This window comes from Methylobacter sp. (assembly GCF_036845245.1).
GTDB lineage: Bacteria > Pseudomonadota > Gammaproteobacteria > Methylococcales > Methylomonadaceae > Methylobacter_A.
Genome location: NZ_DAIUEH010000046.1, coordinates 20,419 through 47,354, shown reverse-complemented (window position 1 = coordinate 47,354; position 26,936 = coordinate 20,419). Strand labels below are relative to the sequence as shown.

The following is a 26,936-nucleotide window of genomic DNA, read 5'->3' as shown; positions in this document are numbered from 1 at the left end:
ATAATTCCTAGTTATCACTCCATAAGCACTTTTCTCCTCGGATGCCCCTTACAAATCACCTCCTTCAAACTGTTATCACTCACCTGCGTATAAATCTCGGTAGTAGAAATATTGTTATGCCCAAGCAATTTCTGCACATGTCGGATGTCTACTCCGGCCTCCAGCAGATGAGTAGCTGTACTGTGTCTTAGCATATGCGGGGTGATATGACGCTCCATGCTGGCTTGTTTGGCGCTACGGGCAATGAGTTTACGCAAAAACTGCGGGGATGCCAGATTGCCGTGAGTGGTGATAAGCAAGTGTTTGTCTGTGGGGTTATAACGTGGTCGCAAATGGATGTAAGCTTCAATCAAGCGGGTTAGTTCGGGGTCGTTGATAAATACCCGCCGCTCGCGGTTGCCTTTGCCTGTGATTTTGATAATGGAATCCTGCAAGTCTATATCGTTCAGGAGAATTTGCGTTAGTTCGCCGATGCGCATGCCGGTGTAAAACAATAATTCGACGGTTAGCAAGCATGTGATGTGATTAAATTGTTTGCGACTTAAGTTATCGGTAATACTCTCCACTTCGCCGGGCGTTTTGATTCCCAGCTCGGCCAATGGGGCGATTAGCAAAGATCGCAATTCGTGGGCCGCTAGGCTGCGCGGTAATCGCTTGGGTAATTTGATCGGCGCTTTGAATTTGTGAAAAGGATTGTTCTCCATCAGCTCTTCGCTTTCCAGCCAATGAAACATGGCTTTCAAGCAGGCCATGCGTCGCTTGATGCTGGTTTCTTTAAGGTTCTTTTTGTCGAACAAGTAGGTTAAATAATTGCGCAGTAAATGGCGGTCGCATTCGCTTATGGTGGTTGTTTGTGAGCAAAATGCGGAAAACTCGTCTAGGTCGATGCGATAGGCGCGCAGAGTATGGTCGGAAAGGTTTTTACCGACGCGGCAGTGGGTAAGGAATTCTTCACAGGCACTAGTTATTTTCATTGTTGTTGCTCTTTTTATTAGGGGCATAAAAAACCACACTATGTGAGGTTCTCTGATGGAGTGAATATGAGGTGCTCAAGTATTATTGCTTGAGCGTATAGGACCAACTGAGGGTAATCCTGGGATATTCTTTAGATTAGTATTTTCTCCAAAATGTTGTAATTATAAACTTACGATTTCTTTATTGGTTCGTAATTTAAGGAAAAAGCCTGGTTCAAGTTTTGTTTTATGTCCTTTTTCTTTTTGAAATATATCGGCTTTTTTAATTTGATTCGACTTGCACATGGCAATTTGGCTGCATTTAGAAAACGAGCAATTGAATAAAATTCAGCCGGCCTGATTCTTCGATGAGCGGCATATCCACGACCGCAAAATTTGCAATAAAGGCCAATAAAGTATAAGTTCGATGAAGATATTGAAAAATTCCTGCACTGACTTAGCATGATGTAAAAAACGACAAATGGAAATGGTGGGGACCACTATGAAAGGTAAGTTTTTTAGCTCAAATACAGATCAGCAACATTGGTTGATAATCCGCCAGTTCATTCTGATATGGATGCTGTTGACTCTGGTCTTGGCCATCGCCTTTTGGAGCGTTTATAAAAATCAGGAAGAAGCAATACTGTCCTTCATAGGCGATGAAGAACGGCAGGGTATAAAGATGGCCAGTCAGTCCACCGTCGAAGAATTGCGCATATTGCACAGCGATTTGTTTTATCTAAGAGGTCAGCCGCTGCTGCATGACTGGCTTGAAAGAGAATCCCCCCAAGATCTGGCGCGCTTGAGCGACGATTTGCTTGCCTTCGTCAAATACCGGGAGCTTTATGATCAGGTCCGGTTTTTGGACGAAACAGGGCGGGAAAGGGTTCGTATTAAGTGGAACCAGGGGCAGCCTCTGATTGTACCGGCGAAAGAATTGCGAGATAGGTCCGATCTCTATTTTGTGCAGCAAACGTTGGCCCTGAACAGGGATGAGATCTATATATCCCCGTTCGATCTCAGTATCGAGAACAATGCGATCGAACAGCCGATAAAGCCGGTGATCCGGTTCGGTACGCCGGTGTTCGATCAACAGGGTCAAAAACGCGGCATGATCCTGCTTAACTATCGAGGGCAACGCCTGATTGATCGGCTTCAGGAAATTTCCAATCAAAGCGTCGGCAGCTTATGGTTGCTCAATTCTAAAGGCTATTGGCTGAGCGGCGCCCGCCCTGAAGACGAATGGGGCTTCCTGTATCCGGACCGCAAAAACAGGCTCTTTGCCAATGATTATGGCGAGGCCTGGTCTTCAATCATCGAATACCCCGAACGCTTGCAATTCATGACTAACGGCGATTTATTTACTTACAGCGCGATCTTGCCGAAAGCGGTGCTTGGAGATGTTCCGGAAGGCGTCATTAGCGGTGATGAACGCTGGCTATTAGTCGCTCGTGTACCGGCAGGAACATTGTCAGCAAAAAATGTGATGCAAGTTCGTGTGCTGGCATTCATTGCATTAGCCCTGTTATTAGGCGTGGTCAGCTGGATTATCGCTAACTATCGTGTGCAACGGAAACAGGCCGAAGAAGAGCTGAGCATCAGCGAAGCCCGCTTCCGCGGACTCATCGAATCAGCGCCCGATGCTATTGTCATCGTCAACGAGGATGGAGACATCGTATTGGTCAATGCGCAGGCCGAGAGGTGGTTCGGCTATAGGTGCGAGGAGCTGGTTGGTCAGCCGATCGAGCTGTTGATGCCCGAGCGTTTTCGGGTACTCCACCGGGATTATCGGCAAACTTATATGAATAATCCGATAGTCCGTCCGATGGGCGTCGGCCTGGATCTGTACGGCCGATGTAAGGATGGCGGCGAGTTCCCTGTGGAGATTAACCTAAGCCCGTTGGAAACAATGCACGAAAAGCTCGTGACCAGTATCATCCGTGACATTTCAGCGCGTAAACAAGCGGAAGAGGAGCTTCGTATCAGTGAAGCCCGCTTTCGAGGTTTACTCGAATCGGCGCCCGATGCGATCATTATCGTTAAAGAAGATGGATGCATCGCGTTAGTCAATGCCCAAGTAGAGAAGTGGTTCGGCTATACGCGCGATGAAATGCTCGGTCAGCCGGTTGAAATGTTGGTGCCCGAGCGTTTTCGGGGAAATCACAAGGATTATCGCCAAGCTTATACGTCTAATCCGGTAGTCCGCCCGATGGGCGTCGGCCTGGATTTATACGGCCGACGCAAGAACGGCAGCGAATTGCCGGTAGAGATCAACTTAAGTCCGATGAAGATAGGACAGGAACTTTTCGTCATTAGTATTATTCGGGATAGTACGGCCCGCAAGGAATCCGAGCAGGCGCAGCGCGAGGCGCAAGCCAAGTATCAAGAGTTGGTCAACAATCTACGGGTTGGGATTTATCGGCACACGTCAACGTCGGAAGGATGCTTCCTGGAAGTCAATCCGGCCATAGTTACGATGTTTGAAGCGGAGTCCGCCGAGCAGCTAAAAAGCTACCCAATCGATAATTTGTGTCGGGATCTGCACTGCTGGCGGGATTTTATCAATAAAGTCGAGCAGCAGGGTTTTGCCGATAATGAAGAGATATCGTTGGTTACTCTGAAAGGGCGCGAGTTTTCCGCATCCGTTACCGCCGTTATGAAAAAAGATAGCGCCGGTAATGTTTATTATGACGGCATCATCGAAGATATCAGTGAACGCAAGGAAAACGAACGCCGGATCCAGCAACTGAATTCGGCATTGCGTGATAGGGCCACGGTTCTCGAATCGGTCAACCACGAACTCGAAGCTTTCAGTTATTCTGTTTCCCATGACTTGCGTGCGCCTTTACGAGCAGTAGACGGTTTTAGTCGTATCTTGCTTGATGAATACTCCGACCGGCTGGATGACACGGGCCGTGACCGCTTACAACGGGTTCGCGCCGCCGCTCAGCGCATGGCGACGTTGATTGATGACATGCTTAAATTGTCACGGATCACCCGCTCTGAACTAAAACGTGAAGATATCGATTTGAGTGCGCTGGCCCATGAGGTTATTGATGAACTGCGTAAAGAGGAACCGGATCGAATCGTACAGTGTACGATACAGCCCAACATGACGGTCTGGGGCGATGCCCGGTTATTGCGTATCGTGCTGGATAATCTGCTGGGCAATGCCTGGAAATTTACCGGCAAACGGCCTGATGCGCAGATTGAGCTAGGCCTACAAAGACAGGACGATGAGGCAGTTTATTTCGTGCGCGACAATGGCGCTGGCTTCGATATGGCGTACGCCGAAAAACTGTTCGGCGCTTTCCAGCGCTTGCATGAAACCAGCGAATTTCCCGGTACAGGCATTGGGTTGGCTACCGCACAGCGGATTATTCACAAACATGGCGGGCGCATTTGGGCCGAAAGCGAGGTCGAAAAGGGAGCGACCTTTTATTTTACTGTGGAAGTTCGGGAGGGTTTATGAATAATAAAGTTATTCTTCTGGTAGAAGATAACCCTGATGATGAGGCGCTTACTCTGCATGCTCTTGAGAAGAATAATATCAAGAACGGCTTAGTCGTTGCGCACAACGGCGTTGAGGCGCTCGATTACCTGTTTGGCACGGGAATTTATCAGGGACGTGATGCCCACGATTTGCCGTTAGTGGTATTACTGGATCTGAAACTGCCCAAGATCGACGGTCTCGAAGTATTGCGTCGCATCCGGGACGATGAGCGTACCCAATTGCTGCCGGTTGTCCTGCTGACCTCATCCAATGAAGAGGAGGACCGGCTAAAAGGCTATATGCTCGGCGCCAACAGTTATGTCCGTAAGCCGGTCGACTTCGACGAATTCGTTCGGGCCGCCGGACAGCTCGGGCTTTACTGGATACTGCTCAATCAACCGCCACCCCATTCCTCGGATTTTAAAAAATAGGTGATGTTATGCTGAAGAGGAGCGATACAGAACAGCCATTAAATATACTGATTGTAGAAGACTCTGAAGACGATACGTTATTGTTAGTGGATCAATTGGAGATAGAAGGAGGAAGATCTGTCGATTGGCAGAGAGTGGAGACGGAAAAGGCCTTAATCGAAGCACTGAAACAGCATTGGGATATTGTGCTGTCGGATTATACGATGCCGCACTTAAGTGGTATGCGGGCTCTTGAAGTAGTCAGGCAACACGATCTTGATCTTCCTTTTATTTTTGTGTCGGGTACGATTGGAGAAATAACAGCCGTGAAAGCGATGAAATCCGGCGCCCAGGATTACGTTATGAAAGGAAATCTGTCGCGTCTAATGCCCGCCGTAGAGCGCGAACTTGAAGAAGCCCAGCAGCGCCGGGACCGCCGTCAGGCCGAACAGATGCTGCGCAAGCTGTCCCGGGTCGTGGAGCAGGCGGCCGACAGTGTCATCATTGCCGATCTCAGCGGCCGCATTGAATACGTCAATCCGGCTTTCGAGCGGCTGACCGGCTATGGACGAGCCGAAGCCGTGGGCGGTAAACCGTCCTTGCTGAAATCCGGCAGGCATGATCAGGCTTTTTATCAAGCTATCTGGAAAACGGTAACCAACGGCGAGATATTCAGCGGGACTTTAATCAACCGCAAGAAGGATGGTGAGCTGTTTTATGAGGAGAAAGTCATCACGCCGTTGAAGGACGAGCAGGGGCGGGTGAGCCATTTTGTTTCCACGGGCCGGGATGTCACAGAACGCGTAAAGGCAGAGCAATCGCGCGCTCAGCTGGTCGCTATTCTGGAAGCGACGACTGATTTGGTCGCGATTCTCGATCCCGACGGTTGCCTTCATTATCTCAATAATGCGGGATATCGTTTGCTTGGCCTTGATCCCAAGGTAGATATCAGCAAATTTTGTTTACCGGAACTGTTCCCCGAACGCATAACGCAGCAATTGCAGAGCGAAGCATGGCCTATCGCCTATAGTACGGGCAGCTGGACTGGGGAAACCGCATTGCGGCGTACCGACGAAATAGAAATCCCGGTATCGCAAGTTCTGTTGGTGCATCGCGATGCGGCAGGCAAGGTCGAATACTTGTCTACGATTGCTCGCGATATTTCCGAACGCAAACGTTTTGAAGCCGAATTGCAGCATCAGTCTACCCACGATATTCTGACCGGCCTGCCGAACCGGATCCTGATGATGGATAGATTGGCTGCCGAAATAGAGCGAGCCCGGCACGCCAATAATTCCGTTGCCGTATTGTTTCTGGACATGGATAACTTTAAACGGATCAATGACAGCATGGGGCATACCGTCGGCGATGCCTTGCTCCAGCAGATTGCCGGTAGGCTACAGGCCGCTTTGCGCCCTAACGATACGATTGCCCGCTATGGCGGTGATGAGTTTGTAGTCATAGCGGGTGATTTGCCGCGCTCGGAAAACGTATTAGCCGTATTGCGTAAGATTTATGCCGTTTTTGAGCGACCGATGCTACTCGGTGCGCAGGAAGCCTACATCACCTTTTGCACCGGCATCGCACTCTATCCGCATGATGGTGCCGGCGCCGAAGACTTAATGCGCAATGCGGGTACGGCCATGTACCGGGCCATTATAGCCGGCCATAACCAGTACCGTTTCTATGCGCCGGAGATGAATGCGCGCAGCCATGAATTGCTGACGCTGGAAACCGATCTGCGCCTGGCTTTTAAACGTAATGAGTTTATTGTCTATTACCAGCCTAAGGCGGAGCTTAGCACCGGCCGCATCATTGCGATGGAAGGCCTGATCCGTTGGCAGCATCCGCAACGCGGTCTGATATCACCGGCCGGTTTTGTGTCAATGCTGGAAGAGTCCGGGTTGATCATACCGGTGGGCGAGTGGATATTGAGTCAGGCTTGTGCCGAATTTAAGGAAATGAGTCTTCAAAGTATGCGTATTTCTGTTAATGTCTCGGCCTCCCAATTCAACGATCCGGAACTGCTGAGCAAAGTAAGTCGAATCATGCAGCGAGAAAATATGCCACCGAATACGCTGGAGTTGGAAGTAACCGAGAATATCGTCATGCAAGATCCGGCAGCCGCAGCCGAGACTCTTAAGAAATTACGGTCTCTGGGCGTTCGCATTGCCATCGACGATTTCGGCACCGGCTATTCATCGCTGTCCTATCTTAAGCGTTTCCCTCTGGATGCGCTTAAGATAGACCAGAGCTTTGTACGTGACCTGACCAGCGATACTAATGATGCGGCTATTGTCGAAGCCAGTATTACACTCGGTAAAAAGCTCGGACTCGAAGTCGTTGCTGAAGGCGTCGAAACTAAAGAACAGTTCGAATTCCTGCGCGCCCATGGCTGTGATCTGGCTCAGGGCTACTATGTCAGCCGTCCGTTGTGTAAGACTGAATTGATCGAGCTGTTACGGGAAGAACGGCGCTGGTGAGCTCTGTAGACAATGACATTCAACAACGTTATTCGGTCGGGTTATGGCGATTTTATTGGTTAATAAACGTCCTATTGATTATACGGAAATATCTGGTATATTAAGGCGCCTTAAGTTGATAGGGCTTATTCAGTTGCCGTTATCGGCACACGAATATAATTAGTGCCAAAGGGATGGCGCATACTACTGACCGGTCTTGGTCGTCTTCGGGAAAATGGTAGAGTATTCGTTTAGAAGCCAGCCATAACGCAAGCTTTTCCTCATCTTATGAAGATTCGCAGTAAATTTTCAGCAATTGTTGATTTGTCAATTTAAAACTTAGCATCAAAGACAGATTCTGATAACATCAAAATCATGAAAATCGTTAATGTTCGGAGTTTAATTTAAAGGCAAAGCAACTCTGTCTTATGAAGTTGATGATCTTCAGCCTAGAGCCAATAATCACTGCCCCGTTCAAGCAAACACACATACCAACGGTAAGGGTTTTTCATTGAATCCTCTGCATTTTTCAGCTGACAAAAGGCAGTCCATAACCGGTTTTGTAATATTCGGTTTCTCAAATCTGCGGTAACGGCATTTTTCAAGCCTCACAACAGACCACCACGCATGGCCTCCGTTTTGCTGCCTTTATAGAGTCAAGTCGCCATTGATTTGGATGGAACTTGATTTGCTCACCTGTTTAAAGTCCCGCTTCGCAACAGAATCTATTTGGTAATTATTTAAAGACGCGTGTGGTTTGTGTTCAGAAGCTATTTGTGCGAATTCCTTCATAGCTTGCCTATAGCTTTTTGAGTTAGTCGATATTTAAATAAATACAAAACCGTGATTCTAAATTATACAAATTTATAAACGCTTCTTATAAAGCGGAAGAGGAGGATATTGATATGCCAAAGAGAGAAAATGGAGCAATGAGAATTCATGTCTATGAGCTACGCATAGGTATGTGTGTTTGTCGATTGGAAATGCCCAAGGAGGAATCGCCTGTTCTGTTCTATCGATTTGATATTAAAACCCAAGCAGATATCCAAGCGATTCAATCGGTCTGCGATTATGTACTCATTGACGTTAGCCGACAGAGACAGAATGAATCCGATGTTGTTATCTCGACTGAGAAAAAGACCGTTCCTAAGAAAAGATTAAGCTTTGCTCTTTCGTTCGAGCAATCAGCGCTTACTTATCGGCATGCCGGCAATTTAATTAAATCCGTCATGGATGACATTCGCTTTGGCAACCCATTAAGGGTCAAAGAGATTAAGGAAGCCGCTTCCCAATGCGTTGAGAAGGTGTTGGAAAATTCGGATGCCATGCTATTGCTGACGCAACTTAAACATCAGGATCATTACACGGCGCAACATAGTTTGAATGTGTGTATTTTAGCCATTCTGTTAGGGCGCGAACTGAAGTTTTCTAGCGAAGATCTTAACAGTATTGGTTTGTGCGCTTTATTGCATGACATTGGCAAGACGAAAGTGCCTCTCGAAATACTGAATAAGCCTGGAAAACTGGATGACGACGAACTGGAGATCATGCGCAAACATCCTGAATTCGGCCGGGACATTTTGATGGCTGCTCAGAATATAGTTCATGATGCTGTTGATGTGGCCTATGGACATCACGAGAATTTGTCAGGCACCGGTTATCCCAGAGGTCTCAATAACAACAGGCTGTCAAGCTTTACTAAAATAGTTGCGGTTGTCGATGCTTATGATGCGATTACCAGCGACCGGGTGTACCAAAAAGGCAGGCCACATTTTATGGCGCTGGATATTTTGATTAAAGGTATGAATACCGAGTTTGACGCCGCTTTTGTTATCCAATTTATTAATTGTATTGGTTATTACCCGCAAGGCAATTTGGTTGAATTAAGCAATGGTGAAATTGGCATAGTGGCGGAGCAAAATAAAGACGATCGGCTTAAACCAAAAATCCTTTTAGTTCTTGATAAACATAAAAAAACTGTCAATGAACGAATACTCGATTTGGCATTGGATGTTTCTGACGTTAATGGCGTTCCTTATGAAATCAAAAAAATAGTTCGCCCGGAGGATTACGATTTTGATTTAGTCGGGTTTCATGAAGAAGGCAAATTTACTTGGAATTACCCGGTCATTGTATAAAAAATTAAAAATTAACGGTAACAGAGCTTAGTTTCTAAGTATTGAAAATGACTAAAAAAATTAATGTAAGGCAATTGCGAAAAGGTATGTTTGTTTGTGGTACGGATCGGAAATGGATTGAGATACCCTTTTTTCGCAGAAAATTTCTCATTACATCCGAGGACCAAATAAAGACATTACAAGCATATTGCCGATCCGTTGTTATTGATACTGGAAAAGGCGTTGATGTCATTATTCAACAGGAAGACAGCAAAATAATCGAGCAAGATAACGAAACACCTGTCGATTACGATAATTCCAATCATGGAGATGATTTATATCGAAAAAGCTACGAGCAAAGCCAAACGGTGTTAAATGAGGTTTTGAATGATGTCAGGCTCGGTCGTTGTGTTGATAATCCGAAAGTAAAGGACATAGTACAGGAACTAACAATCAACATTGTAAAAGATAGCCAAGCCATGATTGGACTGATCCGATCCAAAGACAAAAACGACACATTAGCGCGAAAATCAGTCAATGTTTGTATCTTAGCGTTGGCTTTCGGTAAGCATATAGGCGTTCCGAAAGAAAAAATGTATGTGCTGGGTTTGGGAGCGTTATTGCATGACATCGGCATGATACAAATTCCCAACAAAATTTTGTTAAAAAAACAGCCATTGATGCCTGCTGAGCGCGCGATCATGGAAAAGCATACCGAATACGGTCTCGCCGTATTGGCTAAAACGAAGGAAATTCCCGTGGATGTATTAAAAATCGTTCATTCCCATCATGAGCGAATGGATGGCAAGGGCTATCCGCAGAAACTACAAGCCAAGGAAATAGGCTTATTGGTTCGCATGGTAACGATTGTTTCCGTCTATGAAGCACTAACGCGGGAACGTTTTTATACTGAAACCCTGTCGCCTGTTGCGGCATTGAGATATTTATATACGTCAGGAAAAACAGTATTTGATGCCCATCTGGTGAAAAAATTTATCCAGGCACTCGGTATCTATCCATCGGGCTGTGTGGTGGAGCTTAATACCGGAGAACTTGGTATTGTCGTCAATGTCAATCAGGAAGACCGGTTGCGTCCGACATTACGTATGGTTACCAATGCTCAAAAAGAAATTTTTTTGCAAGAGTCTATTGTTGATCTTGCAGAGCCTGCAAATAAAGGCAAAGAAATTATTAAAACTTTGGAAATGGATAATCCTATTATCGAGATATTTATGAAACTTCACGAACAGACCTAAGACGGAGGACGAAGTGATGCCTCCAAATAAAGTGTAGCAGATCAAGCTTTTTTGGATGTCGGGTTGGTTCGAGCCATCACCCAAATAGACGGTATGAACCGACAAATGCCGCCGTGGTAAAACAAACGCAACATAGGCTGGACACATAGAGCAAATTTCAATTGATAGGTGATTTAATGAATACAGATTATTTTTCTTATGGAATGGCGGCACAAAAAGAAACAATGGATTCATCAGACGAATCTAAGGTTAATGTCACAAGAAAAAGCTCGGTAACGGCAATAACTGAATCGGAATTATCGTCGCCGCTTGCGGAGGATGGCGGTGAGTGGGAAGGATTTTATGACAATGGAGATGGTTGGAAAGAGTTTTAATGTTGGCACTATCAGGAATGATAAAAAATAATAATGCACATGCTGTAGCAAATGACGTGACAAACTTTAAATGGAAGTAAATATGCCGGTAACTACTCAGGAAATCAGGATGAATCAGGGAACGCTGTTGGTTAGTCGAACTGACTTGAAAGGAATTATTACTTACGTTAATGATGAATTTGTCAATATCAGCGGTTTTACCCGTGATGAGCTAATAGGCGAAAATCATAATATCGTCCGTCATCCCGATATGCCGCCGGTAGAGTTTAAAGATTTATGGTTGACTATAAAAGCGCTTAGACCCTGGCAGGGACTGATAAAGAATAGAACGAAATTCTCTGGCTATTACTGGGTGGAAACGAATGTAATGCCGGTTTTTAAGAATGGCAAAGTGCATGAATACCTTTCGATCCAGCGTGTTCCAAGCCGGACGAAAGTTGAAAAAGAAAAACTGTTACACGCTTTACTGAATACCGATACAGCGTTCATAAAACCTGCCGCTTTAGCTCCACTGGTTAAAGCAATTAAAAAAACGAGCGTCTGGAAAAGAATGGTAAAAGTATTCGGCAATGCATCCGGCTTAAACCTGAACGAAGCAGCCGGTAATTTTCAGTGTGTTTTATATTCAATAGAAATGGGATCGTATTTGGCCCAAGCCGAAGGCGATGTATCAAAAGCCATGAGGGTTAACCAGAAGCAGGATAAGGTTCATGCCGGAGTCATTGTGGCTAATAATCATTTTGAAATAATTTATATGAACAACAGTCTTTTGGAAACGATTAAGAAAGCATTGAGTAATGTCGATAGTTTCCATAAAGATCCGGCGGGTCAATATCGCCCGTTGACAATCTTAAAGGCACCGTATCCATTAGAACTTCATATTGCGGGTCAAGTCATCAAGTTATAGAGCTGTTTATGATGAAACCGACGGAGTTCAATTCAATAAAGCATCGCCATGATGCGGAGGTAAACGGATGACTGCTCAACAGTCAGAAAAAAGTATTATTCAACGCCGGAGAATGGGAACCGACGGAAATAACCTCTTAAATGAAGTCATGCCAAATAGTAAAAAAATTAATCGATATATCGAACGGTTCAAGGATGATATCAAGCATCTTGACCCGGCGGATCAACGTTTAAAAAAATTGAATATCGATTTTGTCCGAAAATTCTCACGTATTATCGATACGCACCCCGGCATTAAAAGCGGACAGTCGAAGTATATCACGGAAAAAGCCTTGCTGATTGCGACGGTATTAGACATGAGCGCTGACGAGAAGATAGATATTCTTTATGCCGGATTGCTGATACAACTCGGCAAGATAAATTTGTCCGGTAGATTGCTGACAACGCCTTTTTATTCAATGTCTATTGTCGACAAATACCGTTATTTAGGGCATGCGGTAGAGGGGGCGGTTTTATTGCATGGATTAACGCAGTTTAAAGGTGCAATTAGGTTAATCCGGCATCAACACGAACACTATAACGGCCAAGGCTTTCCCGACGGCCTGGCTGAACGCAATATTCCCTTAGGCTCCCGTATTCTCAGTGTGGTCAGTGACTATATCGGCTATCTTGAGGGCTCAATGACTGGTAAGGTCATGTACGCCGATGCCGCGCTCAGTCAATTAATGATCAAGAAAGAAAGTCATTACGATCCTAAAATAGTCGACGTTTTCGCTCATGTGCTCAGGGGCGCAACCGTTGAAGAACTCAAAGAAGCGCGTGAGAAATCTCAGTTACATGCTGTCGTTACTGAGCGATGGAGGAAAGGCCTTGTGCTTGATAGGAAAAATAAGCTCTCAGGTTCCTCCTCAATTGTGGAAATTGCATTGCCGCAACTGAAAGTGGACATGAAGGTCGATAGCATCTTTTTCGGCAGTAAGCCCTATATTAGAAATTGCATTGCGGATCAATCGATCATTGACAACGTCACACTATTAACAAAAAACAAAGGTGTAAATCCCATCATCAAAATTTTCCTGAGCGTGGAATGATGATGCCAATCCGTTCCAAGCAAATTCGTGTTGTTCGATGCATGCGAGGCTCAACCGGTCTACGGCGGAAAGCCCGGCGTATTCTCGCAGGTGAAAAGGGGCAAATCTTTGTTTCATGGACAGAGTCAAAAAAAATTATTAGTTACGCAAAAGATGAGTTTGTTGCTATTAAAGCGCTGCCGATCGTGCGGGAGTGACAGGTTAATGAGCTTTATCCAAGAAAATAATTCACGGCAAGAAAGAATGGGTAGATGGGAAGTGTGGTCTAGAAATGAGTGTAATCAGATACAACGTGCTGTGTTTGACGTGTATCGGCAAATGGGCTGTGGTTTGATGGAAGCTGTCTATCAAGAATGCCTGGAAAAAGAGTTATTAAAACGGGGGATTCCTTTTGTTGCACGCCAAGAATTCAAGCTCTTCTACAAAAACGAGGCCTTACTGCAAACCTATGTGGCCGATTTTATCTGCTATGAATCTATTGTTGTTGAAATTAAAGCACTTTCTACAACAACTGGAGCGCATAAAACCCAAGTATTGAACTATCTGGAAATAACTGGAATGCGTGTGGGATTGTTAATTAATTTTGGAAGTTGTCCGAAAGCTACCATCGAACGGATTGTGCTATGAAGTTTTTTCGTACTTTTTTGATACTTGTCGATTTCGGGCGCAATTGGGTATTTATTCCGTTCGACTTGCAACCATCCGTCAATACGATAGAACACAGATGAACGCAGGTCATTATAAGCATTCAAGAATCAAACTAATTTCCAAGCGTCTGCTGAGAGTACGGTTTTGCCTTCTTGATTATCAATCTGGGGTTTGATCCGCAAACGTAAGTAAATTTTACGCTCACTATTAATCTGGTTTTAATAATAATAAAAAAGAAGATAGCTCATGAAAATCAATATGCCCGTAACGAACCAAGAAATCCTAATGAAAAAAGGGCAATTCCTGGTCTCACGAACCGATTTAAAAGGAATTATTACTTACGTCAATTACGAATTTGTCGCCATCAGCGGTTTTACCCGTGATGAACTGATGGGCTCAAGTCATAATATTGTTCGTCACCCGGATATGCCGGCGGCCGCCTATGAAGATTTATGGCTAACCTTAAAAGCGCTTAGACCCTGGCAGGGGCTGGTAAAAAACAGGACTAAATCCGGCGATTATTACTGGGTCGATGCGAATGTGCTGCCGGTGTTTAAAAACGGCAAGGTCCATGAATATCTTTCGGTTAGACGTGTTCCCAAGCGAGAAAAAATTGAATGGGCGGAGCAGTTATATCTCCAGCTTAATGCGAATAAAGCAAGCCTAAGACCTACCGGTTTAGCCGCCATGTTTAAATCAATCAAGGAAATTGAGCCTTTGAAAAAGATGGCTTTTGCACAAACCGTGCAATTAGCCCCTCTTTTCTACTTGATGTACCAGTTGTTTTCAGCACAGGACTATCCGTTGTTAGCCGGTGTTGCGGCATCGGTCATGGTTTCGTCGCTGATAGGTTTTAAAGTACTCAAAAGCTTCGACGCATTATTAAATAAAACTATCGGTATCTTTTATCGTCTGGCTGAGAAAAGGTTCGGCAATGCGCATGATTTAACCCGGAATGACCTGGTCGGCGATTTTCAGCGCGCCTTGTATTCAATGGAAGTCAATTTGAACCTGGACTTGGCGCAAGCCAATGAAAATGCGGCAAATGCCATGCGGCTTAATCAGGCTTTGGATAAGGTTCATGCCGGCGTCATGGTCGCTAATAATGAGTTAGAAATTATTTATACGAATGACAGTGTTCAAAAAATGTTTAATGAAGCGGAACGCGATATTCATACGCAGTTGCCGAATTTCGTTGCCGATAAACTTCTGGGCGCAAATATCGACAGTTTTCATACGGATCCCGCGCATCAGCGTCGCTTGTTGGCAAACTTAAAAGAACCGTATCGTGCAGATCTTCGGATTGCGGGTCAATATATGACGGTTATTGCCAGCCCCGTTATTAACGCCGATGGCGAACGCATCGGTTTTGTTGCCGAGTGGCAAAATAAAACCCATGAGGTTTTAATCGAGCAGGAAATCGAACAATTAGTGCAGGATGTTAAAGCCGGCGATCTGAGCACCCGTATCGACATGGCCGATAAACAAGGCTTCGCCAAAATATTGTCATCCGGAATCAACGAATTAACCGATGTTATTGAAAGTGTATTTAGCGACGTTAACAGGGTGATGGAAAGCATGGCTGAAGGTGATTTAACGAGGCCCATCACTAATGACTATCAGGGTGTTTATGCTGAATGTAAAGATAATATCAACGGTACCCTGGCAAAGTTGAGCACATTTATTGTTCAAATCAGAGATGTGGCTGATTTTATAGCGACTTCATCAGAGGAAATGGCAACCGGCAATAACAATCTTTCCAGTCGTGCCGAGCAACAGGCGGCGAGTCTTGAACAAACCGCCGCCAGTATGGAAGAGCTGGCCAGCACTGTAAAAAACAATTCCCAGAAAACGATTCAAGCAACAGAGTTTGTTAATTTAGCGACGCAAATGGCTCAAAAAGGTAGCGGGGTTGTTAAATCGGCAATCGAGGCCATGTTGGACATTAATGCGAGCAGTAATAACATTGCTGAAATTATCGGGGTGATTGATGAAATCGCCTTTCAAACCAATCTGTTAGCATTAAACGCTGCAGTAGAAGCAGCCAGGGCGGGGGAGCATGGACGTGGATTTGCGGTGGTGGCAACGGAAGTGCGTAATCTGGCTCAACGGAGTTCTAATGCCGCGAAACAAAGTAGTGATTTGATCCAGAACAGTGTGGAGAAAGTGCGTACAGGCACAGCATTTGTCAATGAAACAGGCGCTGCGCTGGGCCAAATTGTCGAGAGTGTTGAAAAAGTCGGCGCTATCGTCACGCACATCGCCAGCGCCAGTTCACAGCAATCGGCGGGGATTGACCAGGTCAATCAGGCGGTTTCTCAAATGGACGATATTACTCAGCAAAATGCAGCTTTGGCGGAACAAGCGGCGGCAGGCAGTATCTCTATGAGCGAGCAGTCCACCCATATGGCTAAACTGGTTGGCTTCTTTAAGGTTAATTCAAGCGGTACTTCTGCTCCGGTTAAAGCAATCGAACGTGGTAAATCCTGGGTAGCGCCAGTACCAGCAAAAAAATCCGTAACCCCGCCCGCGTTGCCAGTAAGTAAGTTCAACATCGATAGCAGCGACGAATGGGAAGAGTTTTGACACTGAAGCGGAAAGGCGCGCGTATTAAAAAGCGCGCTGCGATTTTAATGCAATAGTTTTTTGTGGTGATTGAGAGGAATCAAAGATGACAATAATCGAGCAACTTGACGTTGAAATAAAGAACGCGACAAAAGAATTAAATGAAAGTTTAAAGACACAGACTTTGTTGCGAGAGAAACTGAAAAGCAACAATAAAAAGTTGCAAGAGATTTTAGAACAGCTAAAGGCTATCGAAGCCTATTTAGAAGATTCAAATGAATTAGTTTTTAAGCTAAAGCAGGAAAATTTGAGGCTTAAATTAACATGCGACGAATGGATGAAACGAGCTGTAAATCTTCAGTTAGAGGTTTTAAGTGCGCGTGTTGCCTCAAAAGAATGAATAGTTGTACGGAATTATTTACACACTGCAATAAAGATCATTAAAAAATCCTGGTCCTCTATATGATATCCACTAATTCAAAGTTTATTTTTGTTGTATTACTGTCAACTTTATCGAATGGCTGCGCTCACGATTCCGTCAGTCCGGATTGTGCTTCCGTTAGTGCAAACTATAGCCCTGTCAGTACTCATTATTCTGATACCGCTCAATATGAGCCGGAATATTATCTGGTAAAAAAAGACGATACTTTGTATGCAATATCCCGCTTGTTTGGTCTGGATTACCGGCAACTAGCCCGATGGAACCAGATTGATCCGCCTTCTTATTCGATAGAAGTAGGTCAAAAAATAAGACTTTCCGAGCCAACTCGACAAAACAATCCCGTGCAAAGTCATACGGAGCAAGAAGCAAAATTGCGACTGGAACAGTGATCCGGCGTAGTCTCTTTTGGAAATCACCGAACATACGGTTTACGGTTGCGCTTTTTCCGGCGACCGGCCTTGAATACAAATCTATGACTGAAGCCAAGTACAGTGCGCTTTTCGGTGCGTGAATCAAACTTATGCCGACAGGCAAAGGATTGTTCAATCGCCCTGATTCTATTGCTTATATGGAAATATTAGGTATAATGCTCCAAATCAATAAGGTTGATTTTAGTTGTTGTCATCGGAACAAGGATATAGTTAGTGCCAAAGGGATGGCGCGTACTGCATGACCTGTCGCGGGCGTATTCGCGAAAGCATTTCAGAGTATTTAAAGTCTGGATATAACTCAGGCTTTTCTTCAGTATCAAGTCTCATCAGATTCGCAGTGAGTTTTCAGCGATATTAAAGTCAATGAGCTTCAGCTCAGCAAACTTTAATTAAGCGTCTGCATAAACAGATGCACAATTTTTCGATTCCCCCCTACGTTTTCTAATTGACTAACGCTTTCGTTGTAAGTCGTTTGTCATGTTTGATTTTCCAATTTACTGAAACGCTATTTGATCAGTGGATTGCACATGCCCGGCCGCCTGCGTCATGCATCAATTGTTTCAAGGCACAGGCAGACTAAGTAGTCTAACGGACGCGATTAAACGGTTTCTTACAGTGAGCTTAACAAGTCTCCTGTTCCAATGTTTCCCAGGACTTTTTGTCCCCTCGGTTTTACAACTATATTCAACCCAAAAATAATGTTTTAGTAAGGAAATGAAGGGAAAAGCTTTCCCTTATGTTCCTGGTTAAACGGCAAGCCGACATAAGTTAAGACTTTTACAAAAAGCGTTAAACACTCTGTGGATTTTTAAATCGAATGAGCCGATTTAACCTGTTTAAAATCGATTAAATAAAATATTGACATGAATCTATGAATAATTTATCCCCCCCCCCCCGAAAAGCATGGGTCGAATGGGCTTGTCAAGAGCTTTTTCATTTATTTGAGGTGACGCTGTGAGTTTGACTGACTCCACACAATCTGGAGCGTCTGACTCATCAGAAACATTGGCGGCCAACACGCAAGGCGTTTTTTTGCGCGTACAGGCCGATAAGGTTGATCGACTGATGGATTTGGTCGGCGAGCTGAGTCTTGGCGTATCCGAAGTTATACATAGCCCCGATCTTGTAGGGCTGGAATTATCCGAATTTGAAAAGTCCGCGCACCGGTTGCGGATGATCGTGCGTGAGATACAGGATGCCGCCGCCGAGCTGCGGCAAGTATCGGTGGGCGACGTATTCCGCCGCATGCGCCGCATGGTGCGCGAACTAGAGCGCCAGACTGGGAAAAAAATAGAGTTGGCAATGGTCGGCGAGGACACCGAGATCGACAAAGTGGTAGCCGACCGCCTGTATGAGCCGTTAGTACATGTACTGCGTAACTCCGCCGATCATGGTTTGGAATCACCTGCGGAGCGGATTGCCGTGGGCAAGCCGGAGACTGGGCGCATAACACTTATTGCCGCACAATTGGGGGGCGATATCCAGATTACCGTGGCGGACGACGGGCGGGGCCTACATCGCGAAAAAATTTTGGCTCGTGCTAAAGAGCGAGGGTTAGTCGGTGTTAATGAAGAGCCTGAAGACTCGAATCTGTGGAAAGTTATTTTCCAACCGGGATTTTCGACGGCGGAAACCGTGACCAATTTATCCGGGCGCGGCGTGGGGATGGATGTGCTCAATGCGACAATGAAAGATTTGCGGGGACGCATTGCTGTTGATAGTAAAGCCGGGAAGGGTACGCGCGTCAATCTCTCGATTCCGCTGTCTCTTGCTTTTCTCGATAGCCTGGTTATGCGGATTGGTCGACGCTTGTACGCCACGCCGGTTGATGCTGTCAGTGAAGTATTCCGCCCGGAATCCGGGCAGATCAGCGCCGTTTCAGCCGGAAATGGCGCCGAGATGATTCAGGTGCGTGAACATATGGTGCCGGTTTGCCGTCTGCAACGGTTTTATGGCGAAGACTGCCGGACGTTAGAGCCGCTCGACACGTTGATTATCGTAGTATTCAAAACCAGTTTCGGCCAGATCGGTTTGCCGGTTGATGAAATGTACGATCAGCAGCAGGTGGTGATGAAGCCGCTGCAAGGGCAACTTGGATCTATCCGGGCCAGTCTCGGTTGCGCTCTGCTCGGTACCGGCGAGATCGCCGTCGTGCTCGATTGCGAAGAGCTGGCGCGGAGAAGTCGGCCATGAGCGGACATCAGGAATTATCCGGGGCGCATGCGCCTCACGAACAGGGCTATCAACGTATGCGTGACTGGCTGCATGATCGATGCGGCATGATTTACCCGGAAAAGAAAAAACAACTATTGATTTATCGCATGCAGAGAGTCTGCGAACGTTACGGCGTGTTGAATATCGAGGCACTGGTTGATAGATTGCAGTCAGGACGCTATCAAGACATGGAGTTTGCGGTAATACATGCGGCGTCTACCAATCACACCTATTTTTTCCGCGAGCCGCAGGTCCTTGATTTTTTTAAAGACGTCATACTGCCCACCTTACCGCAAGAGGGCGGACGCATCTGGAGTGCGGCCGCTTCCACCGGCGACGAGGCCTACACCCTGGCTATCATGGCGGCTGAAGCGCGCGGACTCGCCTGGACGCAACGCAAGCTGGCGATTCTGGGCACCGACATCAGCGATGTGGTGATTGCCCATGCCGAATCGGGTATTTACGGCGGTTCCCATATCGCTCAAATGCCTGCAAAGCTACTGGAGCGGTATTTTGATCCGGTAGGCATGGATCAATACCGTGTGCAGGATGATCTACGGCGTGTCTGCACATTTCGTCGTCTTAATCTAAAGACTAGCCCCTATCCATTCCAGAAGGACTTTCACGTCGTATTTTGCCGCAATGTGCTGTATTACTTCGACCGTGCGCAACAGCGGGCGGTCATCGATGCGATCTATGACGTTACCGAGCCGGGTGGTTGGTTGTTGACCAGCGTCACCGTGTCGTTACGCGAGCTTGGCTCATCGTGGATTCCCGTCCAGAGCGGCGTTTACCGAAAGGCAGGCTAAAGAATGATAAAGCCTAACCGTCCAATCCGCGTCCTGATCGTCGACGACTCCGCTCTGGTGCGCCGTATCCTGTCTGATGGTATGCGCCGCGATCCTGAGATGGCGGTGATAGGCGAAGCCTCTAACCCCTACATGGCGCGCGACCTAATGGTCGAATTGCAACCCGACGTTATCACCCTGGACGTGGAAATGCCGCGCATGGATGGGGTGACTTTTCTTAAACGCTTCATGCCGGTAATGCCGATTCCTACCGTAGTCATCAGCTCGCTTACCCGGCAAGGCGCGCGTATCAGCCTGGAAGCGCTTGAGTCCGGCGCGGTGGATGTCATAGCCAAGCCGCAAATCGGTGTGGTGGACGAGCTGCCCAAGATGATCGAAGACATCAACCGCCGGGTTAAGGCCGCCGCCGAGGTGAACGTCGCTTACTTTAAACGCGCCGGACGGCGGGATGTCGAAGCCGTCACCAGTTTAGGCGAAACCACCGACAAAGTGATTGCCATCGGTTCCTCCACCGGGGGCGTGGAAGCGTTGCTTCGTATCATGCCCGCGTTTCCCGCCAACGCGCCGGGCATCGTCATCGTTCAGCACATGCCGGGCGGTTTCACCGCCACTTTTGCCGAGCGTTTAAACAGTATTTGCATGATGCAAGTTAAGGAGGCTGAAGACGGCGACCGCGTTCTACCCGGTAGGGTGCTGCTCGCTCCAGGCGGCTTGAGGCATATGACCGTGGTGCGTTCAGGCGGTCAATACCGGGTCGCGCTGAGCGAAGGCGTGGCGGTCAACTACAGCCGGCCTTCGGTAGATGTGTTGTTTAAATCGGTGGCGCAAGTCGTCGGCGTGAACGCGGCGGCGGCCATCCTTACCGGCATGGGTAAGGATGGCGCCGAGGGCTTGCTCGACATTCGTCAAGCAGGCGGGGGCACCGTCGTTCAGGACGAAGCCACTTCGGTCGTGTTCGGCATGCCTCAGGCCGCCTATAAATTGGGCGGCGCGAACAGCATTGCGCCGCTTGAAAAAATACCGTCATTGCTGGTGCGCGCATTGCAGCGCGTTTGACAGGGGTAAAGAACTTGTAACTACTCGTATTTTTCTCATTCCCACGCGCTGCGGTTAAGCCGTTCGTGGTGAGTCGTGCTGGTTCCCAAGCTGGAGAGACTGTGAAAGTATTCATGTGGGAGGGGCTTTAGCCCCGAAGGTCGAGGCTAAAGCCCCTCCCACGATCAATAAAACAATGGCTTACAAGTCACTAAAATAGTATGTGTCATATTTTCAAGAATACTTTCACAGTCTCTGGAGCTTGGGAACCAGCCTATCTCTTAACTTGACGGTAGTGGTATAGCACATGGGAACGAGTGAAAACGGCTTAACAAAATCCGTACGGCAATAGTGCCTGACGGGGATGAATCAATAACCGCAACATGAGAGGAGGTTGAAATGTCGGATATGGCAGGCACCCAGGAGCGTCAATACGGCGCGGATAACGAAAACACCACATTGGTGTTCAATGACGAAGACAACATCGAGGATATGTACCTCACCTTTGGTTTAGGCGTCGAGGAGTACGGTATCGGCATCGGTTACGTGACCGAAGTGGTCGGCATGCAGCGCATTATGGAAGTGCCGGACGTACCGGCCTTTATCAAGGGCGTCATCAATCTGCGCGGCAAAGTGATCCCGGTGATGGATGTGCGCATTCGTTTTGGCATGAGTGTTAAAGATTACACCGAACGCACCGTGATTATCGTACTCGACATCGATAACGTACTGATCGGCCTGGTTGTCGACCATGTTAGCGAGGTGCTGGAAATTCCCGAAAGCCACATCGACCGCCCTACCCAGTTCGGCGGCGACAGCAATAGCGTAATCCGCGGTTTCGGAAAACAGGCTGACAAGGTGGCGATCATGCTCGACATTCAGCGAATGGTGTCGGATCAGGCCATCGATTTACGTAAGGCGCTTGAATCGGCGCGGAACAATGCTTGAGTGAGTTTTTAGCCATGAAAGGTAAAAAAATGCATGCATCGTTCCCGCGCCGGAGCGTGGGAACGATATGATTTTTTACTCGAAGGAACCGGAATGAAAATAATGATCTTCAACCAGAAAGGCGGAGTAGGCAAGACCACTACCGCACTCAATCTGGGCGCCGGGCTGGCGCGCTGGGGCGGCGAAGCGGTCACCCTGGTCGATCTCGATCCGCAAACGCATTTGAGCGCCGCCATGGGCTTTCGTGTCGAAACGCTGGCCTGGAACGTGAGTGATTGGCTGACCGGTTCGCCCGTGCCGACGGATGGACATGGCGCAAAGCGTATCGCTGACCGGCTCTACTTGGTGCCGGGGGATTGCAATCCGAAACCAGGACGCAAGATGGAACGGAACTTGGACGATTTGACCGGGCATCTGGTGATTGACGCGCCGCCGACCTGGAATGACGAAGTGGCGGCCCTGATGACAGTTTGCGACTACGTGCTGACGCCGATGGAGCCCGAGTTTTTGAGCATGCAAGGCATCAGTCGGCTGTTGCAACAGATGAAAACGGCCGGGATTCCCTGGTCTCGTTTGCGGCTGCTGTTATGCCGCTACGACAAGCGGCTGGCCGTACACCGTGAAGTGCGCGATCTCTTGACAGAGCGTTTCGGCGAACATCTGTTGTCGGTGGTGATTCGCAATAACGTGCGTCTGGCCGAAGCGCCGGGATACGGACAAAGCATTTTCGATTATGCGGCGGACAGTGCGGGCGCGGAAGATTATTTCGCATTGGTGGTAAATACGCTGCTGGCTGACGACACTTGGCTGGGAACGGGCGAAATTTCGCCTGCTTGTTGATTTTCACGCCGGGGCTTAGGGGCGGCGCATATTAAATTTAAGAACAGGAGAAGTAGATGACTACGAAAAAAACAGGAAGGCCCGGTCGTGGCCGGGTTCCTAACGATCCGCTGGACTGGGTGGAGGGTGTCGGCAAAACAAGCTCAGAGGAAAACGCCACAGTAACGCAGTCGGTTGCAACGGTTGCGGATGAACAGGAAAACGTCTCGGCGGCGCCGGTACAAACGCAAACTTTAATTGAACGCAAACAGGAGAAAACGATGTCGGAAACCAAGCATATTGAGCAAGCCGGTCGCTGCGAAGCGATAGGAGAAATCCGCCGTGTAGCGGAGGCCGTCAGGAACGGTAATTTGGAGGTAAGAGCCGATGTGTCGGAGATGAAAGGCGAATGCGCCGAAGTGGCTGAGACAGTGAATGATATGTTGGCACATTTTCAGCAGCAGCAGCAGCAGCAGCAGCAGCAGCAGCAGCAGCAGCAGCAGCAGCAGCATTATACATCTGTTTTGGCTGGCGTGTCAACCTGTATACAGCTTGTCGATGCGGACTTCAATATAACCCATATCAACCCCGCGCTGGAGGCCATGCTTGCTGCCGCAGAGTCGGATATTCGCAAACAGATGCCTCATTTCGACAGAACAAAACTGATCGGGATGAACATGGATGCTTTCCATAAAAACCCCGCCCATCAACGCAATCTGCTGGAAAAACTGACGACAAAACATAGCGCGGAAATCTGCCTGGGAGGGCGTACATTCACGTTGGTAACCACCGTACTGCGGGATACCGATGGGGTGCGCACCGGGGCGCTGGTTGAATGGGCGGATATTACGGCTTGGAATAGTGTGGCGACATTCTTGGAGGCATTGACCCGGGGGGAGCTAGAACGGCCTATTATTGCGGTTGAGCAATGCCAAGGTACAGCGCAGATTTTACAAAAAAACGCTGTATTGCTGCGCGACAATCTCAAGAATTTTACAAACGATATGCAGCACATGTCGAACGAACACGACCAAGGTGACATTGACGTCGTCATGGACGCCTCGAAATTTCAGGGCGGATTTGCGGAGATGGCGAATGGCGTCAACAACATGGTGTTAGGCCATATCGCCGTGAAGAAGAAAGCCATGGCCTGCATCAAGGCGTTTGGCGAGGGCGATTTCAACGCAGAGTTGGAGAAGTTTCCCGGCAAGAAAGTCTTTATCAACGATACCATTGAACAGGTGAGGACCAATCTCAAAGCATTAGTGACTGATGCCGGCCTACTGTCCCAGGCAGCAATAGAAGGCAGGCTAGTCACCCGCGCCGATGCGAACAAACACCAAGGCGACTTCCGCAAGATTGTCGAGGGTGTAAACGAGACGCTGGAAGCGATAGTTGGACCGTTGAACGTAGCGGCTGATTATGTCGATAACATTGCCAAAGGTGTGATTCCAGCGAAGATCACTGATACGTATAACGGCGACTTCAATATTTTGAAAAACAACTTGAACACCTGTATCGATGCGGTCAATGGTTTGGTAGCGGATGCCAATATCTTGGCGGCTGCGGCGGTGGACGGCAAGCTGGCGACCCGCGCCGATGCGAACAAACATCAGGGCGACTTCCGCAAGATTGTCGAGGGTGTGAACAACACGCTGGACGCGGTGATCGGACCGTTGAACGTGGCCGCCGATTATGTCGATAACATTGCCAAAGGTGCGATTCCGGCGAAGATCACTGATACGTATAACGGCGACTTCAATATTCTGAAAAATAATCTGAATATCTGTATTGATGCGGTCAACGGCATTATCGACGATGCGGCCTCTCTTTCTCAGGCTATTGTCGATGGTCAGCTCAATATTCGAGCCGATGCCTCTCGTCATCAAGGCGATTACGCAAAGATTATCGTTGCGTTCGAAAATGCTTTCGTCGGCCTCAATAATACTTTTTACCAGATTGTCGATACGGTCGATCAGGTCGGCCAGTCCGCCGAGCAGTTGAATGCCGCTTCGCAGAACATGGCTGCGAATTCGGAAGAGCAATCGTCTTCGGTGGAAGAGGTGACTTCCAGCCTGGAGGAAACCGATAGCCAGGTCAAAGCCAACACCGACAATGCCAACGCCGCCAACCAATTGGTGATGGATACCTCGCAGGCGGCTAATCAGGGACAGGTGAAGATGACCGGCATGATCGGCGCGATGGACGCGATCAATCAGTCTTCCCAGGATATTGCCAAGATCATCAAGGTGATTGACGAAATCGCTTTCCAGACCAATCTGCTGGCGCTTAACGCGGCGGTGGAAGCGGCGCGCGCCGGTCAGCACGGGCGCGGTTTTGCGGTAGTGGCGCAGGAAGTGCGCAACTTGGCGGGGCGTAGCGCCAAGGCGGCGCGCGAGACTGCCGATTTGATCGAGGACTCGTCCAAGCGGGTGAGAGAAGGGGTGGGAATCGCCAATGAAACCCGCGAGGCGCTCGACCAGATTGTCGGCAATGTCACTAAAGTCAAGGATTTGGTGGCCGAGATTGCCGCGGCCAGTACCGAACAATCGAGCGGGGTGTCGCAGATCAATGTGGCAATGAACCAAGTCGCCAAGGCGGCCCAGGAAGGCAGTCAGCAAGCGGAGGAGCTGGCTTCGTCTTCCGGCGAACTGACTAATGTCGCCAATCAGATGCGTATGGAAATCAGCCGTTTCAAGCTGCGCGAGCGCCCGCATCAAGCGGGCTGTACAGGATTGGAAGATATATCACCGGAGATGATCCGTCAAATCATGGCGATGATGAGGGCGGAACAGGCTGGTCAAGGTGTAGCCCAGAAAGCGGCAGGCCCTGTACGCGCCAAGTCGGCTAAGTCGGTGTTGCCTTTAGATGCCGATGAGCGGGGATTTGGCGGCTTTTAATGGGGCTGATGGGGCATCGTTCCCACGCCAATAGCCGGAGTGCAGGCAAAGCTTGCACTCCCGTTGGTCGGCGTGCGGGAACATGATCAAACACACGAACTTATACGATTTTTTTCTCGTTTCCACGTAGTACGTCACTGCCATTAAGTTAAGAAAAAAGCTCCCTCTCCTGCGCGCTGGTTCCCAAGCGGGAGAGACTGTGAAAGTATTCATGTGGGAGGGGCTTTAGCCCCGACTTTCGGGGCTAAAGCCCCTCCCACGATCAATAAAACAATGACCTAGAAGTCACTAAAATAGTATGTGTCATATGTTCAAAAATACTTTCACAGTCTCGGGAGCTTGGGAACCAGCGTATCTCTTAACTTAATGGCGTGACGTAGTATGTGGGAATGAGCCGGGTAGGCCGGGTTAGCGATAGCGTAACCCGACGTAGGGCGCTGATGTGTCGGGTTACGGCTAGCGCCTAACCTGACCTACGATACTTTTTATTCTCCTCCCCCAACCCTCTCCAGCAGGAGAGGGAGCTTTTACATGGGAACGAGGCCAATTTTTTAACTGTATGAAATAAGGAGTCAATATGGAACACAAGGTTTTGATAGTGGACGATTCGGTGATGATGCGCACGGTAATTCGCGGTTTCGTTACCAAGATGCCGGAATTTAAGGCAGTGGCCTTTGCCGAAAACGGTAAGAAGGCGCTGGAAGAATTGGACAATCATAAAGATCTGGCGCTGATTCTACTGGACATTGAAATGCCGGAAATGGACGGCTTGGAATTTTTGCGTTACGCCAAGCTCAAGAGCAAGGCCAAGATTGTAATCCTGTCGTCGGTGGCGCTTTCAGGTTCGCCCTATGCCGCGAAGGCTAGGGAGTTGGGGGCTGATGCCATTGTTACCAAGCCTTCTGGGGCGGTGTCTCTCGATTTGGTTGATAAGCGCGGCGATGAACTGAGTCAGGTGATGAGGCAATTGGTGGGATTGAGGTAAAAAGGCTAAGGGTTCGGTTAAAAATAACTTCCCGAAATCACTGTCTTCTATCGTCAAACCGTTCTTCGTACTGGGTGT

General features: G+C 47.9%; 20 protein-coding genes. 19 read left to right on the top strand and 1 reads right to left on the bottom strand.

Annotated features, from left to right (window positions below):
• Window positions 1–14 precede the first annotated feature (14 nt).
• On the bottom strand, window positions 15–974 hold the full coding sequence (locus V7051_RS18470; protein ID WP_333877400.1) for a tyrosine-type recombinase/integrase: 960 nt from the start codon (window positions 972–974) through the stop codon (window positions 15–17).
• Between the two features lie 481 nt (window positions 975–1,455).
• Here V7051_RS18470 and V7051_RS18465 point away from each other — a divergent pair, with 481 nt between their 5' ends.
• From V7051_RS18465 to V7051_RS18375, 19 genes are all read left to right on the top strand, one after another.
• Window positions 1,456–4,425, top strand: coding sequence for a PAS domain S-box protein (locus V7051_RS18465; RefSeq protein ID WP_333877399.1), 2,970 nt, complete (start codon window positions 1,456–1,458; stop codon window positions 4,423–4,425).
• Window positions 4,422–4,877 carry a response regulator gene (locus V7051_RS18460; protein ID WP_333877397.1) on the top strand — a complete coding sequence of 152 codons (456 nt, stop codon included), beginning with the start codon at window positions 4,422–4,424 and terminating at the stop codon, window positions 4,875–4,877. The genes V7051_RS18465 and V7051_RS18460 overlap by 4 nt, the downstream gene beginning before the upstream one ends.
• 8 nt (window positions 4,878–4,885) lie before the next feature.
• Window positions 4,886–7,339 carry an EAL domain-containing protein gene (locus V7051_RS18455; protein ID WP_333877395.1) on the top strand — a complete coding sequence of 818 codons (2,454 nt, stop codon included), beginning with the start codon at window positions 4,886–4,888 and terminating at the stop codon, window positions 7,337–7,339.
• A gap of 884 nt (window positions 7,340–8,223) precedes the next feature.
• Window positions 8,224–9,456 (top strand): HD-GYP domain-containing protein, encoded by a 1,233-nt coding sequence (locus V7051_RS18450; protein WP_333877393.1) that lies wholly within the window; start codon window positions 8,224–8,226, stop codon window positions 9,454–9,456.
• A gap of 47 nt (window positions 9,457–9,503) precedes the next feature.
• A complete protein-coding gene (locus V7051_RS18445) occupies window positions 9,504–10,691 on the top strand; it encodes an HD-GYP domain-containing protein (protein WP_333877404.1) in 1,188 nt (395 codons plus the stop codon).
• A 176-nt stretch (window positions 10,692–10,867) separates the two neighbouring features.
• Window positions 10,868–11,065, top strand: a complete 198-nt coding sequence (locus V7051_RS18440; RefSeq protein ID WP_333877392.1) for a hypothetical protein — start codon at window positions 10,868–10,870, stop codon at window positions 11,063–11,065.
• An 82-nt stretch (window positions 11,066–11,147) separates the two neighbouring features.
• Window positions 11,148–11,972, top strand: a complete 825-nt coding sequence (locus V7051_RS18435; RefSeq protein WP_333877390.1) for a PAS domain-containing protein — start codon at window positions 11,148–11,150, stop codon at window positions 11,970–11,972.
• Window positions 11,973–12,120: 148 nt separating this feature from the next.
• Window positions 12,121–13,062, top strand: a complete 942-nt coding sequence (locus V7051_RS18430; RefSeq protein WP_334181166.1) for an HD-GYP domain-containing protein — start codon at window positions 12,121–12,123, stop codon at window positions 13,060–13,062.
• A 204-nt stretch (window positions 13,063–13,266) separates the two neighbouring features.
• A complete protein-coding gene (locus V7051_RS18425) occupies window positions 13,267–13,689 on the top strand; it encodes a GxxExxY protein (RefSeq protein WP_333877387.1) in 423 nt (140 codons plus the stop codon).
• Between the two features lie 306 nt (window positions 13,690–13,995).
• Entirely contained in the window at window positions 13,996–16,296 is a 2,301-nt protein-coding gene (locus tag V7051_RS18420) for a methyl-accepting chemotaxis protein (protein WP_333877385.1), read from the top strand.
• Between the two features lie 85 nt (window positions 16,297–16,381).
• Window positions 16,382–16,675, top strand: a complete 294-nt coding sequence (locus tag V7051_RS18415) for a hypothetical protein (RefSeq protein ID WP_333877383.1) — start codon at window positions 16,382–16,384, stop codon at window positions 16,673–16,675.
• Between the two features lie 62 nt (window positions 16,676–16,737).
• A complete protein-coding gene (locus V7051_RS18410; protein WP_333877381.1) occupies window positions 16,738–17,106 on the top strand; it encodes a LysM peptidoglycan-binding domain-containing protein in 369 nt (122 codons plus the stop codon).
• A gap of 996 nt (window positions 17,107–18,102) precedes the next feature.
• Window positions 18,103–19,341 carry a chemotaxis protein CheA gene (locus V7051_RS18405; RefSeq protein WP_333877379.1) on the top strand — a complete coding sequence of 413 codons (1,239 nt, stop codon included), beginning with the start codon at window positions 18,103–18,105 and terminating at the stop codon, window positions 19,339–19,341.
• Complete coding sequence (locus V7051_RS18400; protein WP_333877378.1) at window positions 19,338–20,171, top strand: CheR family methyltransferase; 834 nt, start codon at window positions 19,338–19,340, stop codon at window positions 20,169–20,171. Before V7051_RS18405 ends, V7051_RS18400 begins: the two co-directional genes overlap by 4 nt.
• 3 nt (window positions 20,172–20,174) lie before the next feature.
• Window positions 20,175–21,227, top strand: a complete 1,053-nt coding sequence (locus tag V7051_RS18395; RefSeq protein WP_333877376.1) for a protein-glutamate methylesterase/protein-glutamine glutaminase — start codon at window positions 20,175–20,177, stop codon at window positions 21,225–21,227.
• A gap of 378 nt (window positions 21,228–21,605) precedes the next feature.
• The gene (locus V7051_RS18390; protein WP_333877374.1) at window positions 21,606–22,154 is read left to right on the top strand and encodes a chemotaxis protein CheW; all 549 of its coding nucleotides are present in this window, start codon (window positions 21,606–21,608) and stop codon (window positions 22,152–22,154) included.
• Window positions 22,155–22,247: 93 nt separating this feature from the next.
• Window positions 22,248–22,994, top strand: a complete 747-nt coding sequence (locus tag V7051_RS18385; RefSeq protein ID WP_333877372.1) for a ParA family protein — start codon at window positions 22,248–22,250, stop codon at window positions 22,992–22,994.
• A 56-nt stretch (window positions 22,995–23,050) separates the two neighbouring features.
• The gene (locus V7051_RS18380; RefSeq protein ID WP_333877370.1) at window positions 23,051–25,873 is read left to right on the top strand and encodes a methyl-accepting chemotaxis protein; all 2,823 of its coding nucleotides are present in this window, start codon (window positions 23,051–23,053) and stop codon (window positions 25,871–25,873) included.
• A 577-nt stretch (window positions 25,874–26,450) separates the two neighbouring features.
• Entirely contained in the window at window positions 26,451–26,858 is a 408-nt protein-coding gene (locus tag V7051_RS18375; protein WP_333877368.1) for a response regulator, read from the top strand.
• Window positions 26,859–26,936 lie beyond the last annotated feature (78 nt).

Excerpts from the sequence above, each read along its gene's own strand:
- V7051_RS18470 (WP_333877400.1), bottom strand. The coding sequence starts at position 974 with ATGAAAATAACTAGTGCCTGTGAAGAATTCCTTACCCACTGCCGCGTC.
- V7051_RS18465 (WP_333877399.1), top strand. The coding sequence starts at position 1,456 with ATGAAAGGTAAGTTTTTTAGCTCAAATACAGATCAGCAACATTGGTTG.
- V7051_RS18460 (WP_333877397.1), top strand. The coding sequence starts at position 4,422 with ATGAATAATAAAGTTATTCTTCTGGTAGAAGATAACCCTGATGATGAG.
- V7051_RS18455 (WP_333877395.1), top strand. The coding sequence starts at position 4,886 with ATGCTGAAGAGGAGCGATACAGAACAGCCATTAAATATACTGATTGTA.
- V7051_RS18450 (WP_333877393.1), top strand. The coding sequence starts at position 8,224 with ATGCCAAAGAGAGAAAATGGAGCAATGAGAATTCATGTCTATGAGCTA.
- V7051_RS18445 (WP_333877404.1), top strand. The coding sequence starts at position 9,504 with ATGACTAAAAAAATTAATGTAAGGCAATTGCGAAAAGGTATGTTTGTT.
- V7051_RS18440 (WP_333877392.1), top strand. The coding sequence starts at position 10,868 with ATGAATACAGATTATTTTTCTTATGGAATGGCGGCACAAAAAGAAACA.
- V7051_RS18435 (WP_333877390.1), top strand. The coding sequence starts at position 11,148 with ATGCCGGTAACTACTCAGGAAATCAGGATGAATCAGGGAACGCTGTTG.
- V7051_RS18430 (WP_334181166.1), top strand. The coding sequence starts at position 12,121 with ATGCCAAATAGTAAAAAAATTAATCGATATATCGAACGGTTCAAGGAT.
- V7051_RS18425 (WP_333877387.1), top strand. The coding sequence starts at position 13,267 with ATGAGCTTTATCCAAGAAAATAATTCACGGCAAGAAAGAATGGGTAGA.
- V7051_RS18420 (WP_333877385.1), top strand. The coding sequence starts at position 13,996 with ATGAAAAAAGGGCAATTCCTGGTCTCACGAACCGATTTAAAAGGAATT.
- V7051_RS18415 (WP_333877383.1), top strand. The coding sequence starts at position 16,382 with ATGACAATAATCGAGCAACTTGACGTTGAAATAAAGAACGCGACAAAA.
- V7051_RS18410 (WP_333877381.1), top strand. The coding sequence starts at position 16,738 with ATGATATCCACTAATTCAAAGTTTATTTTTGTTGTATTACTGTCAACT.
- V7051_RS18400 (WP_333877378.1), top strand. The coding sequence starts at position 19,338 with ATGAGCGGACATCAGGAATTATCCGGGGCGCATGCGCCTCACGAACAG.
- V7051_RS18395 (WP_333877376.1), top strand. The coding sequence starts at position 20,175 with ATGATAAAGCCTAACCGTCCAATCCGCGTCCTGATCGTCGACGACTCC.
- V7051_RS18390 (WP_333877374.1), top strand. The coding sequence starts at position 21,606 with ATGTCGGATATGGCAGGCACCCAGGAGCGTCAATACGGCGCGGATAAC.
- V7051_RS18385 (WP_333877372.1), top strand. The coding sequence starts at position 22,248 with ATGAAAATAATGATCTTCAACCAGAAAGGCGGAGTAGGCAAGACCACT.
- V7051_RS18380 (WP_333877370.1), top strand. The coding sequence starts at position 23,051 with ATGACTACGAAAAAAACAGGAAGGCCCGGTCGTGGCCGGGTTCCTAAC.
- V7051_RS18375 (WP_333877368.1), top strand. The coding sequence starts at position 26,451 with ATGGAACACAAGGTTTTGATAGTGGACGATTCGGTGATGATGCGCACG.